The organism is Thalassobaculum salexigens DSM 19539 (assembly GCF_000423805.1).
In the GTDB taxonomy this organism is placed as follows: domain Bacteria; phylum Pseudomonadota; class Alphaproteobacteria; order Thalassobaculales; family Thalassobaculaceae; genus Thalassobaculum; species Thalassobaculum litoreum.
In genome coordinates this window covers 197,337-215,628 of sequence record NZ_KE384094.1, presented here as the reverse complement: position 1 = coordinate 215,628, position 18,292 = coordinate 197,337, and the positions used below count along the sequence as shown (strand labels likewise).

Sequence of the window (18,292 nt, the reverse complement as noted above, 5' to 3'; positions counted from 1 at the left end):
AATTATCCGGTCATGGATAAAATTGACCGGAATATTATCAATCTTGTGCAGGCCTTTGGCCGCGCCACAAATGCGGAGATCGCCGGCGCGTGCGGGCTCTCCGTCTCGGCGGCGAACGACCGGCTGAAGCGGCTGCAGGAGCGCGGCGTGATCACCGGCTGGTCGGCCCGCGTCGATCCGGACGCGGTAGATTTGGGACTGCTCGCCTTCATCTTCGTCGAGATCGACCACACCGGGCACAACGAGCGCTTCATCGCCGCGGCGACCCTGATGCCGGAGGTGCTGGAGCTGCACCATGTCACCGGCGAGTGGTCCTATCTGCTGAAGGTACGGGCGCGCGACACCAAGGCGCTGGAGACGCTGATCACCGGGCGGCTCAAAGCCCTGCCGGGCGTCGCGCGCAGCCACACCCATATCGCCCTGTCCTCCGCCAAGGACAACGGCCCCCTGCCGGTGGACGTGTCCGGGGATGACTGACTGGGGGCTGGGGCCGTTCGGCCAGGGTTTCCTGTTCGGCCTCGCCCTGGCGATGCCGGTCGGCGCGATCGGTCTGCTGTGCATCCGCCGGTCGCTGGAGTACGGCTTCGCGACGGGCTTCGCCACCGGACTGGGGGCGGCGGTGGCCGATGCGGGCTATGGGGCCGTGGCCGCCTTCGGGCTCACGGCGGTCTCGGATTTCCTGCTGGCTTGGCAGACGGTTCTGGCGCTTGCCGGCGGGGCGGCGCTGATCTGGCTCGGCGTCCAGTCCTGGCGCACCCGGGCGCAGGGCCCGGCCCGGACAGCCTCGGTCGGCCCGCATCCGCTCATGGCGTTCGTCCAGACCGTGGGCCTGACCCTGGCCAACCCGCAGACCATCCTGACCTTCGTCGCGCTGTTCGCCGGACTCGGGGTGGTGCTGGGAGAGCAGACCGGCTGGACACCCGCCCTGCTGCTGGTCCTCGGCGTTTTCCTGGGGTCGGGGGTCTGGTGGCTGACCCTGGCCGGGGCCGTGGGCGGCGTGCTGCGACGGCGCCTGAGCGACGGGGCGATCGGCTGGATCAACCGCGGGGCCGGCGCATTGATCGTCGGCTTCGGCCTGCTGGCGGTGGCCCGGGGCCTGGGTCTGATCTGACCGCCCTCAGTTCAGCCGGAAGACGATCGGGACGAGGGTTTCGCCGGCGACCGCATGGCCGCCGCGCGTCGCCGGCTGGAAGACCCAGGTCGTGATGGTCCGATGGGCCGCCTGGTCCAGCACCCCATGGCCGCTGCTTTCGGCCACGTCGATCCGGATGGGACGGCCCTGTCGGTCCACGGCGACGCGCAGGACGACCCGACCTTCCCAGCCGCGCTGGCGGGCCCGGAACGGGTAGTCCGGCGCCGGATTGCCGGCCGAGCCGAGGGCGAATTCCGCCGGGCTCGAGCCGGCGCCGGCAGGCTCGGAAGCGGCGCCCCGAGAGGCATCCCGGGCGGCGCTGGACGGAGCGGGAGGAGCCTCGGGCTGACCGGCCGGCAGGGCCGCGACCTGACGGGCGGGCTCGGTCCTTGAACCGGCGGCCGGCTGCGGTCGCGCGACCGGACGGGGCGGCTCGGCCACCGTCGGCGCCACAGGTTGCGCCGTCGCCGGTTGACTTGTCTCCGGTTGAGCTTTCGGCGGCTGGGCCGTGTCGGCATGGGCAACAGGGGCCTGCTCGAGCGCGATGGTCTCCGCGACGGCGGACGGGGGCGCCGTCGCCGCTGATCTCACCCGGACGGGCTCCGGCGGAGGGGGCGATCCAACCGGCGGTGCCGGGGCGGCGGCGCGGGCGCTGACCGGTCGGGGCGCCCGGACCGCCGGGGTGGCGGCGTCGGCCACCGGCATGGCCACGGCGGGCGGACCGCCCCGTTCGGCGGGGTCCGGTGCTGCCGAGCGCGGCGCCGTTCCGGGAGCAGGGGCCGGATTCGGTCGGGTGAGGGTGACCATCACGACCTCGAATGCCTGAGGCGGCGCGGCCTCCTCGGCGCCCCACAGGCCGATGGCGGCGGCGAGCGCCACGCCATGTACGGCGACCGACGCGCATACCGCCAGGGCGGCGAGGATCGGCCGCCGGGAGGGGGCGGTCGGCTCGGGGGCGAAGAGGCGGTCAGCGGCAGCCGGCATCGGAGCCTCCGCTGTTCCGCGCCCGGATCGACCAGGGCACGATCAGGGCATCGTCGCCGTCGCCGATCCGTCGGGCCTCCACCTCGAAGGCGGCGGCGATGGTCGCCGCATCCAGCGCCTCGGCCGGCGGACCCTCGGCCACCACCCGGCCCTCGTGCAGGACATAGACCCGGTGACAGAACCGGGCGGCCAGCGTCAGGTCGTGCAGCACCACCAGCGTGCCGCGGCCGTCGCGGGCGAGCCGGTCGAGCAGAAGCATGGCTTCCAGCTGGTGGCGCGGATCCAGCCCGGTCACAGGCTCGTCCAGCAGCAGCAGCGACGGCGATCCCGCCAGCACCCGGGCGAGCATCACCCGCATGCGTTCGCCGCCGGACAGGGTCGTGACGGTGCGGTCGGCCAGGTGCGTGGTGTCTGTGACGGCCAGCGCGGTCTCGACCGCCGCATGGTCGGCCTCGGAGTTGCGGGCGAGGGGCGACAGGAACGGCGTGCGGCCCAGCATGACCGTCTCGCGGGCGGAGATCGGCCATTCGCTGCGCGCGCTTTGCGGCAGATAGCCGAGGGTACGGGCGGTCAGGCGGCGGTCCAGCCCGGCGATCGGAGCGCCGTCCAGGGTGACCGAGCCCGAGGACGGCTCGGCCAGGCGGGCGAGAATTCGCAGCAGGGTGCTCTTGCCGGACCCGTTGGGCCCGAGCAGTCCGACGACCTCGCCGGGCCGAAACGACAGGCTGACCCCGTCGAGCAGGGCGCGGCCGCCGGCATGCAGGCTGACGTCGCGGGCGCTGAGGCCCGTCGTCGGGACGGATGATGAGGGAGCAAGGGCGGTATTCATGGGCGGCGGTCCGATCGCGATGGCGCATATCGCCACCGTTCGGGCCTCGGCCCTACCGTCGGAACACCCCGCCCGGCGGATGGTGACGTGTCGCGATCGGTCTCCTGGCTTACGGCTCGGACGCGAACCCCCGTCCTTCCCGGCGCATGTCCGGTGGCTCGTCGGGGGTCGCTCGCCGCTTACAGTTGCGGGGGCAGCGCCGGTCTCGCACCGGCTTCCCTGACCGGGAATCCCTGTCGGGCACCGGTCATCACGACAGCCGCAGTCTCTGGTTTCCCGCCCGGTCTTGCAAGGGATTTCGCCGCGATCCGGGGCGCCCGGCCACCAGCCCGGTCGTCAGTGCAGCAGGGCCGATCCCTCGTGATGGGTCGCAAGCCCCTCGATCCACCAGGCCTCGGGCTGCAGGTCCTCGCGCATCGGCACGATCATATCCGCGCCGGACAGGGCCTGTCCGATCGCCGCGATGTCGTCATAGGCGCGCAGGGCGGCCGAGAGCGGCAGCCAGGTCTGAGCCACCGACAGCGCCTCGTCCCGCCTGCCGCGCTGGGACAGGGCGACCGCCTGGAGGATATCGCGCTCCCCTTCGCCCAGGGTCGGGCAGCGCACACAGCCGACATCCCGCACGGTCGTCGCTTCATGCAGGGTGATCATCAGCAGCCGGTCGACCGAGTCGGTCACGTCCTCGGCCTCGATCGTGGCGAAGCCGCAGCGCAGCAGGTCGCGTGGGTCCAGCCGCGCCTTCACCGACTGAACCCAGTGCCGGATCGCCCAGACGATCAGGGCCTCGCCGGTGGTCAACCGGCAGATCGGTGTCCGCGCCGCAGACGGGCGGCGGTGAGCGGGTCGGAGTTCGGTGAGGTTGGCCATCGCAGAAATCCCTTGTTGCGACCGGTTCTCATTTGTAGATACTGAAATTGAGAATGAGTTGCAACAAGAAGGCGCGTCTCATGTCGATTTCCCTGATCCTGAGCCTAGTCACCCTTGCGTTGCTGCTGGCCACCGCCGGATGCGGTGTCGCCATCGCCGTTCTTGAACGAAAAGGCGCCGTCCCGGAATCCGTCGAGCGGGTCTTCATGGGCCTCGCCGGATCCGGGTCGGCGGTGCTCGTCTGTTCCGTGGTGCTGATCCATCCGGCGACCGGCGGCGATACCGCCTACCAAGTGGCCCTGCCGGCGGTGGCCGGCATCGCCATGGCCGCCGAGATCGATGCCTCCGAGCGTCCGGCATGCGTTCCCCTCGTCGACGGACCTGCCTATGATCGCGCCCAAGCCCGATTTGAAGGCGACGGCGCACAGGGAGAAAGCGGCCATGAAGTTTCTGTATTTCGATCACCCGGATCTCGGTGACTGGCGGCTGGGCGTTCTGTCCGGCGATGGCGTGGTCGATGTGACCGATGCCGTCGCGCATCTGCCCCACCTGGACAACCGGGGCCTGATCAATGCCGTGATCGCCGCGTACGACGAGACGAAGGGCGCGATCGAGTCGGCCGTCTCCTCCGGCAGGCCGGTGGCGCTGGACAGCGTCACGATCCGGCCGCCGCTGCCCCAGCCGCGGCAGATCGACTGCATGGCGGTGAACTACATGGAGAACGGCACCCTGACCGAGAAGCCGCTGATCAACGGCTTCCACAAGTCGCCCAGCGCGATCATCGGCACCGGCGGCACCATGGTCCTGCCGGACGTGCCGGCCGACGTGTTCGAGGGCGAGGCGGAGCTGGCGCTGGTCATCGGCAAGCGCTGCTCCAATGTCTCGGCTGACGAGGCGATGGACTACGTCTTCGGCTACATGAACTTCATCGACGGCTCGGCCCGGAATCTGCCGCCGGCCGGCAACCAGTTCTTCCAGGTGAAGTCGCGCGAGACCTTCGCGCCGATCGGCCCGTACCTGGTCACCAAGGACGAGGTGGCGGATCCCAACAACCTGGACGTTCGGCTCACCGTCAACGGCGAGACCCGGCAGTCTTTCAACACCTCCGACATGGCGCACAAGATCCCGCGCTGCATCGAGTGGCTCAGCGCCATGCATACGCTGGAGCCGGGCGATATCGTCGCCACCGGCACCAATCACCGGGGGCTCAGCCCGTTCATGGACGGCGACCGGATCGAGCTTGAGGTGGCCGGCATGGGCGTGCTGAAGGTCTCCGTCAGCGACCCGCTCAAACGCACCTGGGGCCGCGACAGCCGCCTGCAGCACAAGGAGAAGGGGCTGTCGGGCCCGTATACGCCGCAGCTCACCGGGAAATACGCGAAGTAGGGCATGGGGCGAGGGTTGCCTCTCTTTGCCTCCAGAAAAAAAACCGGACACTCCCCGGCCTTGTGTCGGGGGCTACTCCCAGAAGCGCATCGACGCTCATGAGTGTCCTGCATCGCTAGCCGCGCATGGCCGTAGGTCCCGGCACAAGGCCGGGGAGTGAGTTTGAGGTAAGGGGGAAGAAGAACCGCTTCCCCACCTCGGAACCGCCCCGGCCCGATCGCGTTGAGTCTCACATCGACAGGCCCGTTCTTGTTCTTCGACGTGCGCGGGCCATTTCTGCCGCAGTCCCAACGCCTATCGCACCGCAGCACACGCGTGGTGGCACTTTGCTGTGGAGCCGATATGCTTGATATCATCGCGTGTTAGCCACCCTGAAGGAGTTCTCATTGGAGATCCTGGCCGGCGACTATCATCGCCTCGGCGCCCATGCCGACCGCGACGGGGTGAGCTTCGCTGTCTTTTCCGAGAACGCCGCGCGGATCGAGCTCTGCCTTTTCGATGCCGAAGGCAATGAGACCGAGAAGCTTGACCTCCCGGAGCGCAGCGGGCCGGTCTGGCACGGCTACCTGCCTGGCCTGAAGGCCGGCACGCGCTACGGCTATCGGGCGCATGGCGGCTACGCGCCGGAGCGCGGCCAACGCTTCAACCCGAACAAGCTTCTGCTCGATCCCTATGCCAGGGCCCTCGACGGCGCCTTCGTACAAAGCGACGCGCTGTACGGCTTCGACGTGCGGGCGGCCGACGAGGATCTCTCCTTCGACGGCCGGGACAGCGCGCCCTTCGTGCCCAAAAGCGTGGTGCTGGATCCGGCGGCCCCGGCGGGGGCTGGGTCGCGCCCGCGCACGCCCTGGGCCGACAGCATCATCTACGAGGCCCACGTGAAGGGCCTGACCAAACAGTTCGAGGCGGTCGACGCCCCGCTGCGCGGGACCTATGACGCGCTCGGCCACCCCAAGGTGATCGAGCATCTGCAGGCGCTGGGCGTGACCGCCGTCGAGCTGTTGCCGATCCAGGGAATCCTGGACGAGGGGTTCCTGGCCGATAAGGGACTGGTGAACTACTGGGGCTACAGCCCGATCGCCTATTTCGTGCCCGATGCCCGCTATGCCGGCCCGTCCGGCGTGGAGGGCTTCCGCGAGGCGGTCAAACGGCTGCACGACGCCGGGATCGAGGTCCTGATGGACGTGGTCTACAACCACACCGGCGAGGCCGACCAGCGCGGCCCGACGGTGTCGTTCCGCGGCCTCGACAACGCCGCCTATTACCGCCTGCAGCGCGGGCGGCCCCGCTACTACGCCGACGACACCGGCTGCGGCCATACGCTGAACACCGCCCATCCGTTCGTCACCCGGCTGGTGCTCGACAGCCTGCGCTACTGGGTCGAGCAGATGGGCGTCGACGGGTTCCGCTTCGACCTCGCCACGGTGCTCGGCCGCGAGGAGAAGGGGTTCGAGGCGAGCGCCGGCCTGTTGGACGCCATGACCCAGGACCCGGTCCTGTCGGGTGTGAAGCTGATCGCCGAGCCTTGGGATATCGGCCCGGGCGGCTATCGGCTGGGCGGCTTTCCGTTCCCCTTCGCCGAGTGGAACGACCGCTATCGCGACGAGGTGCGCAAGTTCTGGCGCGGCGACGACCACGGCGCCCATGGCCTGGCGGCCCGGCTGCTGGGCTCGGCGGAGCTGTTCGACGAGGGAGGGCGCCCGGCCTGGAGCTCGCTGAACTTGATCACCGCCCATGACGGTTTCACCCTGGCCGACGTCACCGCCTATAACGAGAAGCACAACGAGGCCAACGGCGAGGACAATCGCGACGGCCACGAGGGCAATTACAGCGACAATTGCGGGGCCGAAGGACCGAGCGAGGATCCGCAGATCCTGGCGCGCCGGGACCGGCGGCGGCGCAACATCCTGACCACCCTTCTGGTCTCGCAGGGAACGCCGATGCTGCTCGCCGGCGACGAGATCGCCAACAGCCAGGGCGGGAACAACAACGCCTATTGCCAGGACAACGAGATCGGCTGGATCGACTGGCCCAATGCCGACCGGGACCTGCTGGCCTTCGTCCAGCGGTTGACGGCGCTGCGCAGATCCCATCCCGCCCTGCGCCAGGGCCGCTTCCTGCACGGCCGCGTCCGGGCTGAGGACGGCCAGCCCGATGTGATCTGGCGGGCCTTCGACGGCGGCGCCGTCAACTGGCGCGACCCGGGGCTGGGCATCTTCTGCCTGCGGGTGCGGGGCTCGGCCGAGGCGGCCAACCCGTCGCTGATCGACGACGACGTGTTCCTGGCGTTCAATGCGGGGAACCGCGACCGCTCCCTCGCCCTGCCCGAAGCGCCGGACGGACGGGCCTGGATCCGCTGCCTCGACACGGCGGCGCCGACCGAGGAGGAGCGGCCGGTGCGCGAGCAGGAATCCGTGACCGCGGAAAGCGTCGTGATCTTTGCCTTGAACCGAAACGGGACGACCGAATGACAGACACCGCCCTGGACGCACTCGCCGCCCATGCCGGTATCTTCGATCGCTATCGCGACCTCGCTGCCGTCGAGCATGTCGCCTCGGCGGACACCAAGCGCGCCCTGCTCGCCGCGATGGGCCTGGATGCGGATCATCCGGGCGAGACCCTGGGGCACCTGCAGGCCGAGGCGGCGGTCCGGTCGCTGCCCGCCGCCGTGGTCGTCAGGGCGGGCGAGCCGGCGGACCTGAGGATTCAGGGTTGGGACGTCGAATGGCGCCTGGCCCCCGATCCCCGGACCGCCGAGCGCCTGCATGGCGGCCGTTCCCAGGAGGGTGTGATCGCCCTGCCGGCCCTGGCGGTCGGTCTGCATGTGCTCATCGTCCAGGAGCGACAGACCCTCGTCGTCGCGGCCCCCGACGCGGCTCCGGATCTGGCGGCGCGGGGCCTGGCGGCGCCGAGATGGGGGGTTACGACGGCCCTCTATGGTCTGCGGTCGGACGAGAACCTGGGCATAGGGACCTATCGCGATCTCGGGGCGGCCGCCGAGGCGCTGGGCAGGCAGGGTGTGGATTTCCTCGGCATCAATCCGGTGCATGCCCTCGGGGCGGCGTCGGGGACCATCAGCCCGTATTCGCCGACCCATCGCGGCTTCCTCAACACCAGCCACATCGCGCCCCTGGACGATGCCGAGGAAGGGGCCGATCTGCGCGCGCGGCAGCAGATCGACTACGCCGGCGGGCGGCATGCCTTGGACCGGCTGCTGCGTGAGCAGCATCGACGGATGGACACCGTGGCGGCGGAGGATTTCCGCGCCTTCCGTGCGCGGTCCGGCGCGGCGCTGCAGGATTTCGCCACCTTCGAGGCCCTGTCCCTGGTCCATGGGGCGGACTGGCGCGCCTGGCCGGAGACGCTGAAGCATCCGACCGCCTCGGCCGTGCTGCGTTTCGCCGCCGAGAACGAGCGCGAGGTCGAGTACCACGCCTATCTGCAGTGGCTCGCCGACAGCCAGCTCGCCTCGGCCCAGCGCAGCGCCAGGTCGGCGGGGATGGCGCTCGGCCTGTATGTCGATCTCGCCATCGGCGTCCGCCCGGACGGGGCCGAGGTCTGGGGCGAGCCGAATTCCTTTGCCCGGGGCGTGTCGCTCGGCACGCCGCCGGATCAGTTCAACGCCAAGGGGCAGGTCTGGGGTCTGGCGCCGATCTCGCCGCTCGGATTGCAGAACGACCTGTTCCGGCCCTTCGTCGACGCGATGCGCGCCGTGGTCGGCCATGCCGGCCTCGCGCGGATCGATCATGTGCTCGGCTTCATGCGCTGTTTCTGGGTGCCGGAGGACGGAACCCCCGGCGCCTATGTGCGCTATCCGACCGATCTCCTGCTCGCCCTCACCAAGGTGGAGGCGTTTCACGCGGGCTGCATCATCATCGGCGAGGACCTGGGCGTTCTTCCGGAGGGTCTGCGCGACCGGCTCGCCGAGTCGCGGCTCTATGGCTGCTCGGTCGCCCAGTTCGAACGCGATCCCGACGGCGACCTGACAGACCCGTCTGAGTACCGCACCGCGACTCTGGCCAGCTTCTCCACCCACGATACCCCGACGGTGCGCGGTTTCTGGCAGGGGTGGGAGATCGAACGGCAGCAGGCATTCGGCCAGCTCGACGCGGAGGCCGCGGCGGGGGCCCGCCAGCGGCGGGACTGGGACCGCAGGCGGCTGCACTGGCTGGTCGACGGCGCCGCGGACGAGCCGCCGCAAGACCTGGACGCGGCCCATGTCGCCCGTCTTCACGCCGCCCTCGGGGACGGCGCGTCGGACCTGATCGCCGTGCAGCTCGACGACGTTTTCGCCCGGCTCGAGCAGCCCAATTTTCCGGGAACGGTCGACGAATACCCGAACTGGCGCCTAAAATGCCCCGTGGCGATAGGGGATCTGGAAGAAGTCCCCGCCTTGGAACCCGTGCGGCGCTCGGTGGAAAATCGCCGAGCGCGCGATAGATAGACAAGCGGGCGGGAAACGCAGCAGAACGAGACGGGTACGGATTCCACCGGCCGGCCGGTGGGGTTTCGGATATCGCAGGTGATAGCGAAGGGATACTTCATATGCATGGATTGCAGGCCCTGGCTCGGGCGCGGACGGCGTCCGGAGATCTGGAAAACGCCATCCACGACCACCTGCTCTACTCGATCGGCAAGACCACGGCGGCGGCCTCCCTGGCGGACTGGCGCATGGCCCTGTCGCGGGCGGTGCGGGATCTCGTGGTCGATCCCTGGTTCGAGACCACGCGTCGGATCTACGCCGAAGACCGCAAGCGGGTCTATTACCTCTCCATGGAGTTCCTGATCGGTCGGCTGCTGGAGGATGCGGTTCTCAATCTCGGCATCGAGGACCATGCCCGCCGCGCCATGTACCGCTTCGGCGTGAACTACGACGAGGTGGTCGACGACGAGCCCGACGCCGCCCTCGGCAACGGCGGTCTGGGCCGGCTGGCGGCCTGCTTCCTGGACAGCATGTCGACCGTCGGGGTCGCCGCCTACGGTTACGGCATCCGCTACGAGCATGGCCTGTTCAAGCAGCGCTTCCGCGAAGGCTGGCAGATCGAGCAGCCCGAGGACTGGCTGACCCAGGTGCATCCCTGGGAGTTCCAGCGCTCCGAAAGCGTCTATCCGATCGGCTTCGGCGGCGAGGTCCGCCAGAAGGAGGACGGACGCACGGTCTGGGAGCCGGCGGAGACGGTTCTTGCGGCCGCCTACGACACACCGGTGCCCGGCTGGCGAGGCCGCTGGGTGAATACCCTGCGCCTGTGGTCGGCCCAGGCGACCCAGGTCTACGACCTCGAGCCGTTCTCGCGCGGCGACTATCTGGCGGCGGCGGCTCCGGCGGTGCTGGCCGAGACCATCAGCCGGGTGCTCTATCCCGACGACAGCACGCCCCAGGGCAAGGAACTGCGCCTGAAGCAGGAGTTTTTCTTCACCGCCGCCTCCCTGCGCGATCTGGTGCGCCGGTTCGTTGCCCACCACAAGGACATCCGCAAGCTGCCGGAAAAGGTCGCGGTCCAGCTCAACGACACCCACCCGGCGATCGCCGGTCCGGAACTGGTGCGCATCCTGGTCGACGAGCATGGGCTCGAGTTCGACGAGGCGTTCCTAGTGGCGCGCGGATGCCTGCATTACACCAACCACACCCTGATGCCGGAGGCGCTGGAGCGCTGGCCGGTCGACCTCATGTGGCGCGTGCTGCCGCGCCACATGCAGCTCATCGAGCGCATCGACGAGGCCCACGCGGTCTCGACCCATGCCGCCAACCAGCCGCGGCCGGACAGCGTGAAGATCATCGACGGCGGCAACGTGCGCATGGGCGACCTCGCCTTCATCTCCGCGCGCAAGGTCAACGGCGTGTCGGCCCTGCATACCGACCTGATGAAGCGCACCGTCTTCCGCGACCTGCACGCGCTGCATCCGGACCGGATCGTGAACCAGACCAACGGCGTGACGCCGCGGCGCTGGCTCGCCGGCTGCAACCCGGCGCTGGCCAGCCTGCTGACCGAAGCGGTCGGGCATGGCTGGGAGACCGATCTGGAACAGCTCAAGGTCATAGCCCCCCTGGCCGACGATGCCGGCTTCCGGACACGCTTCTCCAAGGCCAAGCAGACCAACAAGGACTTGCTGACGAAATACCTGAAGGCCAAGCTGGACATCACCGTCGACCCGACGGCGATGTTCGACATCCAGATCAAGCGCATCCACGAATACAAGCGCCAGCTCATGAACATCCTGGAGGCGGCGGCCGCCTGGAACGAGATGAAGCGCAACCCCTCGGCCCCCTTCGCGCCGCGGGTGCGGATCTTCGGCGGCAAGGCCGCGCCCGGCTATGCCATGGCCAAGCTGATCATCAAGCTGATCAACGATATCGGCCGCACGGTGAACGCCGACGAGGAGACCCGGGACCGGCTCGCGATCGTCTATCCGCCGAACTACAACGTCTCCATGGCCGAGGTGCTGATCCCCGCCGCCGATCTCAGCGAGCAGATCTCCACCGCCGGGATGGAGGCGTCGGGCACCGGCAACATGAAGTTCGCCATGAACGGCGCGCTGACCATCGGCACCCTGGACGGCGCCAATGTGGAGATCCGCGAGCGGGTCGGCGACGAGAACATCTTCATCTTCGGCAAGACCGCCGACGAAGTCACCCAGTCGCGCGAGCAGGGATACGACCCCTCGGCGGCGATCGCCGCATCGCCGCGCCTGGCCGAGGTGGTGGAGCAGATCGCCTCGGGGCTCTTCTCACCGGAGGACCCGGAGCGCTATCGCGCGCTGGTGGACAATCTGCGGGGCCATGACTGGTTCATGGTCTGCGCCGACTTCGACGCCTATTACGCGGCGCAGCGCGAGGTCGATGCCGCCTGGGCCGACAAGAACGCCTGGGCCAGAAGTGCCGTCCTCAATACCGCCCCAATGGGGTGGTTCTCTTCCGACCGCACGATCCGCGGCTACGCGAAGGACGTCTGGGAGGTGGACGCGCGGGTGTAACGCCCGCGGCGTCGACCGTCCGCCCGCCTCGACAGGCGGAGACGTCGACCTGACAACAGACGGCAAAGCGGAGATCCATGACCGACGAGACACAGCTCATCGATCCGACCACCGCCGCCGATATCGCCCGGGGAATCTTCCCGGATCCGTTCTCGGTTCTTGGCATCCATCCGCAGGACGACGGCGTCGTCGTGCGGGCCTTCCTGCCCGGCGCCGAGCGCGTCGAGCTGATTTCCGGAACGTCCGGTAAACCGGTAGCCGACCTGGCGCCCGCCGGGGCGGAGGGGGTCTTCGCCGGCAGACTCGGCAGCCATCCCGGCCCGTACAGCCTGCGCGCCCATCGGGGCCAGGATACCTGGGAGGTGGTCGACCCCTACGCCCTTCCGCCGGTGATCGGCGAGCAGGACGAATACTACCTCTCCGAAGGCAGCCACCTGCGCCTGTGGCAGATTCTCGGTGCCCATCCGATGACCCACGAGGGCGTGGACGGTGTGCATTTTGCCGTCTGGGCGCCCCATGCGATGCGGGTCTCGGTCGTCGGCGAGTTCAACGCCTGGGACGGCCGCCGGCATGTGATGCGCCGGCGCGGCGCCACCGGTGTGTGGGAAATCTTCCTGCCCGGCATCGAGGCCGGCACCCAGTACAAATACGAGATCCGCGGTCCCGGCGGGAAGCTGCTGCCGCTGAAGGCCGATCCGATCGGCTTCGGCTCGCAGCATCCGCCCGAGACCTCCTCCATCGTGCGCGACCTGCGCGGCTATGGCTGGCCTGACGGGGAGTGGATGCGGGACCGCGCCGCCCGCAACCGGGTCGACGCTCCGATCTCCATCTATGAGGTTCACCTGGGATCGTGGAAGCGGCGCTGGGAAGAGGACGGCCGCATGCTGTCCTACAAGGAGCTGGCCGAGGAACTGGTGCCATACGTGGCCGAGATGGGCTTCACCCATATCGAGGTGATGCCGATCTCGGAATTTCCGTTCGACGGTTCCTGGGGTTATCAGCCGGTGGGGTTGTTCGCGCCGTCAATCCGTTTCGGCCGTCCCGAGGAGTTCCGCGATTTCGTCGCCGCCTGCCACGCCCACGGGCTCGGCCTGATCCTCGACTGGGTGCCCGGCCACTTCCCGAGCGACCCGCATGGGCTCGGCCAGTTCGACGGCACGCCGCTCTACGAGCATGCCGATCCGCGCGAGGGGTTCCACAAGGACTGGAACACCCTGATCTACAATTACGGTCGGCGCGAGGTGTCGAACTTCCTGATCGCCAACGCCCTGTACTGGCTGGAGGCGCACCACGCCGACGGCCTGCGGGTCGATGCCGTGGCCTCCATGCTGTACCGCGACTACAGCCGCGACGACGGCGAATGGGTGCCCAACATCCATGGCGGGCGCGAGAACCTGGAGGCGATCGCCCTGCTGAAGCGGATGAACGAGGTGGTCTACGGCGCCGACAGCTCGGTCATGACCATCGCCGAGGAATCCACCGCCTGGCCCGGGGTGACCCGGCCGACCAGCGAGGACGGGCTCGGTTTCGGCTTCAAGTGGAACATGGGGTGGATGAACGACACCCTGGAATACATGAAGGAGGATCCGGTCCACCGGCGCTATCACCACTCGAAGATGACCTTCGGGCTGCATTATGCGTTCAGCGAGAACTTCATCCTGCCGCTGAGCCATGACGAGGTGGTGCACGGCAAGGGCTCGCTGCTCGGCCGGATGCCGGGCGACCGTGGGCAGCGCTTCGCCAACCTGCGGACCTACTACGCCTACATGTGGACCCATCCGGGCAAGAAGCTGCTGTTCATGGGCGGCGAGTTCGGCCAGGCCAAGGAATGGGACCACGACGCCGAGCTGGACTGGGCGGCGCTGGAGTCCGGCGATCATGCCGGGTTGAAGACACTGGTGCGCGACCTGAACCGGCTCTACCGCGATCTGCCGGCCCTGTACCGGCGCGACGCGCGCGAGGACGGCTTCGGCTGGATCAACGGCGGGGCGGAAGCGGAATCCGTGATCGCCTGGGCCCGGTACGGAGAGCAGGGGGACGCCCCGGTGGCCGCCGCGTTCAATTTCACGCCGATGCCGCGCCCGGGCTGGCGCCTCGGCGTTCCGGCCGGCGGAAGCTGGAGCCTGCGGATCAACACCGACGCCACGGCCTATGGCGGGAGCGGCGCGCCGGTGCGCGAGACGGCGGACAGCGAGACCATCCCCTGGGACGGCTTCGCCCAGTCGATCGTCGTCGACCTGCCGCCGCTGTCGGGCGTGGTTCTGGAGCACACGGGGTGAGCGGGATCAGCGGTAGAACTGCATCACGCCGATGATGTGATCCGCCCGGCGGCCCGTGCCGCCCAGGGGCAGCAGAAGGCGGGTGTAACTTCGGATGTCGCCGAGAGAGGTCATCGCCTCGGTATTGGTGATCAGCACCGCGCAGCGGTCCTCGGCGCAGCGTCGATGCTCGTAAAGGGTCTCGTCGAGGCTGGTGCCGCCCATCAGCTCGCAGATCGACCGGCCCTTCATCCGGACGGCGTAGCGGCTGGCGATGGTCTCGCCGACCAGACGGAATCGAAAGTCGCCGTCCTCCACCTCAAGCAGCAGGATGTGCTCCAGCAGCGCCGGTATGTCGATGGGGTCGACGTCGGCGCGCTCGGGTATCGGCCGCTCGCCGCGCCACTTGTGCCAGGCCTTCAGCAGCGCCAGCGCCCTTGCATGCGTTGCCAGATCGGTCTCCGCGCTTGCGGGATCGAGGATCTGCAATCGCTCCTGACGAAAGCGTCCTGTCGCCTGTCTTATCGGTCGGGACATCGGCTTACATCCAAGGGAAAAGGGGCGGCAGGCACATCTCCGTGTCTCCGGCTAGCGGCTGGCTCGTCCCGCTCGGTCCATCGACGGACTGACGCAATCGGCGGAGCCGAAGCGTACATCCGCAAGTATGAGGGATCCGTTAAGGCTGATCGTATGTCGGTCGACCGGCCTCAGGCAATGCCCCGGGCATCGTCCTCATCGTCCACCAGGCCTTTCGCCATGGCGTCTTCCAGGTCGCGAACCCTCGACCACAGGGCGGTCTTGGTTTCGATCGGCAGGCTTTCCAGCGTCTGCTGACAGAGGATCAGGCTGAGGTTGTCGTTGTTCTCGATCGCACTGGCGAGGTCCGAATATGCGGAGCTCTTTCGCCCGAGCACCTCTGCGATCGCCTTCAGGACAACGTTTTTTCTAGACATTCCAGGTCCCGCCCGACGCCGGAATCAGCGCGGGTGAACCTTAGGTGATTCGAGGCCGAACCGTCCAGGCGGCTGGTTATCGTGTGAGAAAATTCACATCCATTCGGAGGCGGATTGCCGGGCTACGTCGCCGCTCTAGATTGTGTTTTAATCAAAAACACTAGCAGTCTCGCGTACCAGGGAGCGACCCGACCGGCATGAAGATCTTCCGACGACCTGACACGCCCTTGCCGGTGGGCGTCGCGGAACGACGCGAGGAACGGCTGGGCAAGAGGCCGAGCGTGCGACTGGAGACGTCGGACCGCGATCTCAGCCCGCTGGCCGCCGCGCTTCTTGCCTATTGGCAGTCCAGCCGACGCGATGGCGGCGTCCCGGACCGGGGCGCCTTCGACCCCCTGCATCTGACCAGGTGGCTTGGATACCTCAGCGTCTACGAGTACGAGCCGGATCGGGACGATTTCCGCAACCGGCTCGAAGGCACCTATGTCGGCAATCTTACGGGCGAGAACTGGACCGGCCGGCGCGCGTCGGAGGTCGATGCGCGGTTCGGCTCGAGTTTCCTCGCCGACCTGCGCCAGGTTCGTGACCGTCGCGAGCCGACGGCACATCTGATCAAGGTCTTTCAGAAGGATTTCAGCGTCACCGAACGGGTGCTGCTGCCGGTCTCGACACGGCCGGGCGGAGACGCCGATCAGGTCTTCGTCGCGATCTTCTCCAACGGTGTCCGGCCCGCTCAGAAGGCCTGACAGAGATCCGCATGAATTAGAGCAGATCGTGCGGTGACGGGATCGCTTCGTGATCGCGTCAGCGTGCGTGACTCTGCTCTATCTCATTGTTTTAGAGACAAATTCACCGACCGTATTGAATCATGAAAGGATTCAATATGGTCGGATTTGGCTCTGGGATTCCGCGTCGATCCCGGCGGCACGCAGCCGCGCGCGCATCGGGCCGAGGTGGCGGGCGTAGCGGCGCCAGGACCCGATCGCCTGGGTATGGATCGGCTGTCGAACCTGCTCGACGCTGGCCGTGCGCACGATCCGCCGCGTGTTCGCGAAGTCGAGGCAGCGGTCGTCCCAGGGCAGGCCGCAATAGTCCAGAAGGGCCCGCGCCACCGTTTCGGGATCCGCCACGAGGGTCTCGTAGGACAGGGTGAACACGCCCCCGGGCCGGCGCTCCTCCCAATGGGTCATGAACCGGTCGTAGATGCCATAGAGTGCGGCGACCTCCTCCTGATCGTAGGCATAGTGCAGGCCCCAGCCGACAAAATTGTGCCGGAAGATCGAGAAGCAGGTGTCGAGCGGACTGCGTCGACAATGCACGATCCGCGCGCCGGGAAGCGCCGACCAGATCGCCGGGACCATCTGGAAGTTGCCCGGCGTCTTGTTCACGGTGAACGGCCGGCCGCTCGGCTCCAGGGAGGCGACGTATGCCTCGCCCACCGCGTGCCAGCCGGCGGTGTCGAGCCGCCGGGCGCCATCGGGAAAGCCGTCCTGGAGGTTGTCCCGCTCGAACCCGCGGAGCATCGCCAGGCGCAGGTTCTGGATCTCGCCGGCGCCATGCACCATCGGGTGGCTGGCGAGGATCTGCTCGACCAGCGTGGTTCCGGATCGCGGAAGGCCGACCACGAAGATCTGGCCGGTGCCGGGCCCCGAGGTCGCCGTCGCACCGGCGCCGCCGACCGCATCGAAGGCCTGCCCGATGCGGTCGAAATAGCGCTGATCGGCGTCGGTGGCGTAAGTGAGCTGGCCGCGCACCAGGGCGTTCGCCTGGGCGAGATGCTGAAAGGCGCCGTCGGTGTCGCCGAGGTCCTCGCGCACTTTGAAGAGGGCGAAGTGGACGTCGGCACGCTGGCGCGCCGGCAACTCGGAGGTGCTGGCCAGGCGCATCAGATCGCGGACCCTGGCGTCCTCGCCGGTATGGCGGGTGATCCGGGCGAGACTGTAGTGCGCCGCGGTGTTGGTGGGCATCTGGACGATGGCCTGCCGGAACGCCCGGCGCGCCGCGTCGGCCTGCCCGGACTCCAGGAGCCGGGTGCCGAGGCGCAGGCTCGCCGCCGGGCCGGGGGCGAGGATCGCGGCGCGGCGACAGGCGGCCACCGCTTCGCCGATCCGGTACCGGTCGATCAGCACGTCCGACAGCGCGAGCAGGGCGGGGGGGCTCGGCAGCAGCTGGATCGCGCGGCGCAGCGCCGTCTCTGCCGCGTCGAGCCGGCCGAGCTGACGCATGCCCTGGGCGAAGGTCAGCAGCCCGCGCGGGCTTTCCGCCAGGCTCAGGGCGTCGCGGTAGGCCTGCTCGCTGGCGATCAGCCGCTCGGATTCCAGAAGAAGAGAGGCGCGGGCGAAGGCGATGTCCGGTCGGGTGGGGCTGTAGGCGAGGGCCTTGTCCACCTGGCCGAGCGCCGCCGCGGTGGCGCCGAGGGCGGCCAGCACCATGGCCGACCCGAACAGCGCGTCCGTATGGGCCGGCTCCAGTCTCAAGGCTGTTTCGTATGCGGCCAGGGACGGTCTGAGCCGACCCGCCGCGTGATGGGCACGCGCCTGGGCCAGCGCATCCTCAAGGGCAGAGGCCTTAGCCATGGGGCGGCCGCACATGTCTGCCGACGGGTCGGCTGAGCGGCGATGCAAAGACTGACAGTGGCGTGCTCTCAAAAGATGCGCAGCCACGATGGTGGCTTGCGGTATCTCCTTAAATGGCGTCGGAGGGGGATACTCGACAGTGGCGTCTTCCGTGGCATTCCGGAATTTCTATCGTTCCGGTGGAGAGGGAAAGCGGCTGCCGGGGTCGGCTTTGACAGCCGCCGGGGGGGGCGGTTCCATAATCGGCGGCAATGGATACAACTCTGGGCACTGCCGCCATGCCGCATTCCGGGTCTCCGAACCCTCCCCGTTCCAGCCCGCCGCTTCGGCCCCGA

At 68.5% G+C, this 18,292-nt stretch carries 15 protein-coding genes and 1 riboswitch; of the genes, 9 read left to right on the top strand and 6 right to left on the bottom strand.

All coding sequences use genetic code 11. The features are described 5' to 3' along the window. The first annotated feature begins 12 nt into the window (after positions 1–12). Both G578_RS0116205 and G578_RS0116200 read left to right on the top strand, forming a co-directional pair. Positions 13–477, top strand: a complete 465-nt coding sequence (locus G578_RS0116205; RefSeq protein WP_028795134.1) for an Lrp/AsnC family transcriptional regulator — start codon at positions 13–15, stop codon at positions 475–477. Beyond that, a complete protein-coding gene (locus tag G578_RS0116200; protein WP_028795133.1) occupies positions 470–1,111 on the top strand; it encodes a LysE family translocator in 642 nt (213 codons plus the stop codon). The genes G578_RS0116205 and G578_RS0116200 overlap by 8 nt, the downstream gene beginning before the upstream one ends. Before the next feature lie 6 nt (positions 1,112–1,117). Here G578_RS0116200 and G578_RS28575 read toward each other — a convergent pair whose 3' ends face one another. From G578_RS28575 to G578_RS0116185, 3 genes are all read right to left on the bottom strand, one after another. Continuing rightward, positions 1,118–2,116: a TonB family protein gene (locus tag G578_RS28575; protein ID WP_051244926.1), complete on the bottom strand. Its 999-nt coding sequence runs from the start codon at positions 2,114–2,116 to the stop codon at positions 1,118–1,120. Further along, complete coding sequence (locus G578_RS26690) at positions 2,100–2,945, bottom strand: ABC transporter ATP-binding protein (protein WP_051244925.1); 846 nt, start codon at positions 2,943–2,945, stop codon at positions 2,100–2,102. Before G578_RS26690 ends, G578_RS28575 begins: the two co-directional genes overlap by 17 nt. 77 nt (positions 2,946–3,022) lie before the next feature. After that, positions 3,023–3,215: riboswitch (cobalamin riboswitch) on the bottom strand. Positions 3,216–3,281: 66 nt separating this feature from the next. Next, positions 3,282–3,812: a hypothetical protein gene (locus G578_RS0116185; protein ID WP_093154138.1), complete on the bottom strand. Its 531-nt coding sequence runs from the start codon at positions 3,810–3,812 to the stop codon at positions 3,282–3,284. Between the two features lie 80 nt (positions 3,813–3,892). Between G578_RS0116185 and G578_RS29600 the strand changes: the two genes are divergently transcribed. From G578_RS29600 to glgB, 6 genes are all read left to right on the top strand, one after another. Continuing rightward, positions 3,893–4,291 (top strand): hypothetical protein, encoded by a 399-nt coding sequence (locus G578_RS29600; RefSeq protein WP_139189432.1) that lies wholly within the window; start codon positions 3,893–3,895, stop codon positions 4,289–4,291. Beyond that, positions 4,254–5,198, top strand: a complete 945-nt coding sequence (locus G578_RS0116175) for a fumarylacetoacetate hydrolase family protein (RefSeq protein WP_028795130.1) — start codon at positions 4,254–4,256, stop codon at positions 5,196–5,198. Before G578_RS29600 ends, G578_RS0116175 begins: the two co-directional genes overlap by 38 nt. A gap of 359 nt (positions 5,199–5,557) precedes the next feature. Then, on the top strand, positions 5,558–7,669 hold the full coding sequence (glgX, locus tag G578_RS0116170) for a glycogen debranching protein GlgX (protein WP_245565636.1): 2,112 nt from the start codon (positions 5,558–5,560) through the stop codon (positions 7,667–7,669). Then, positions 7,666–9,642 carry a 4-alpha-glucanotransferase gene (gene malQ / locus G578_RS26685; protein ID WP_038015134.1) on the top strand — a complete coding sequence of 659 codons (1,977 nt, stop codon included), beginning with the start codon at positions 7,666–7,668 and terminating at the stop codon, positions 9,640–9,642. Before glgX ends, malQ begins: the two co-directional genes overlap by 4 nt. Before the next feature lie 101 nt (positions 9,643–9,743). After that, positions 9,744–12,170 carry a glycogen/starch/alpha-glucan phosphorylase gene (locus tag G578_RS0116160; protein WP_084618963.1) on the top strand — a complete coding sequence of 809 codons (2,427 nt, stop codon included), beginning with the start codon at positions 9,744–9,746 and terminating at the stop codon, positions 12,168–12,170. Positions 12,171–12,268: 98 nt separating this feature from the next. After that, positions 12,269–14,449 (top strand): 1,4-alpha-glucan branching protein GlgB, encoded by a 2,181-nt coding sequence (glgB, locus tag G578_RS0116155; protein WP_425425915.1) that lies wholly within the window; start codon positions 12,269–12,271, stop codon positions 14,447–14,449. A gap of 6 nt (positions 14,450–14,455) precedes the next feature. Here glgB and G578_RS0116150 read toward each other — a convergent pair whose 3' ends face one another. Further along, positions 14,456–14,917, bottom strand: coding sequence for a PAS domain-containing protein (locus G578_RS0116150; protein WP_028795126.1), 462 nt, complete (start codon positions 14,915–14,917; stop codon positions 14,456–14,458). Positions 14,918–15,135: 218 nt separating this feature from the next. Further along, positions 15,136–15,381: a hypothetical protein gene (locus tag G578_RS0116145; RefSeq protein WP_139189433.1), complete on the bottom strand. Its 246-nt coding sequence runs from the start codon at positions 15,379–15,381 to the stop codon at positions 15,136–15,138. Between the two features lie 281 nt (positions 15,382–15,662). Between G578_RS0116145 and G578_RS28570 the strand changes: the two genes are divergently transcribed. Further along, the gene (locus tag G578_RS28570; protein WP_169400870.1) at positions 15,663–16,127 is read left to right on the top strand and encodes a PAS domain-containing protein; all 465 of its coding nucleotides are present in this window, start codon (positions 15,663–15,665) and stop codon (positions 16,125–16,127) included. A 132-nt stretch (positions 16,128–16,259) separates the two neighbouring features. On the opposite strand, the gene G578_RS0116135 is transcribed toward G578_RS28570, so the two are convergent. Continuing rightward, positions 16,260–17,957, bottom strand: a complete 1,698-nt coding sequence (locus G578_RS0116135; protein WP_169400869.1) for a tetratricopeptide repeat-containing sulfotransferase family protein — start codon at positions 17,955–17,957, stop codon at positions 16,260–16,262. Positions 17,958–18,292 lie beyond the last annotated feature (335 nt).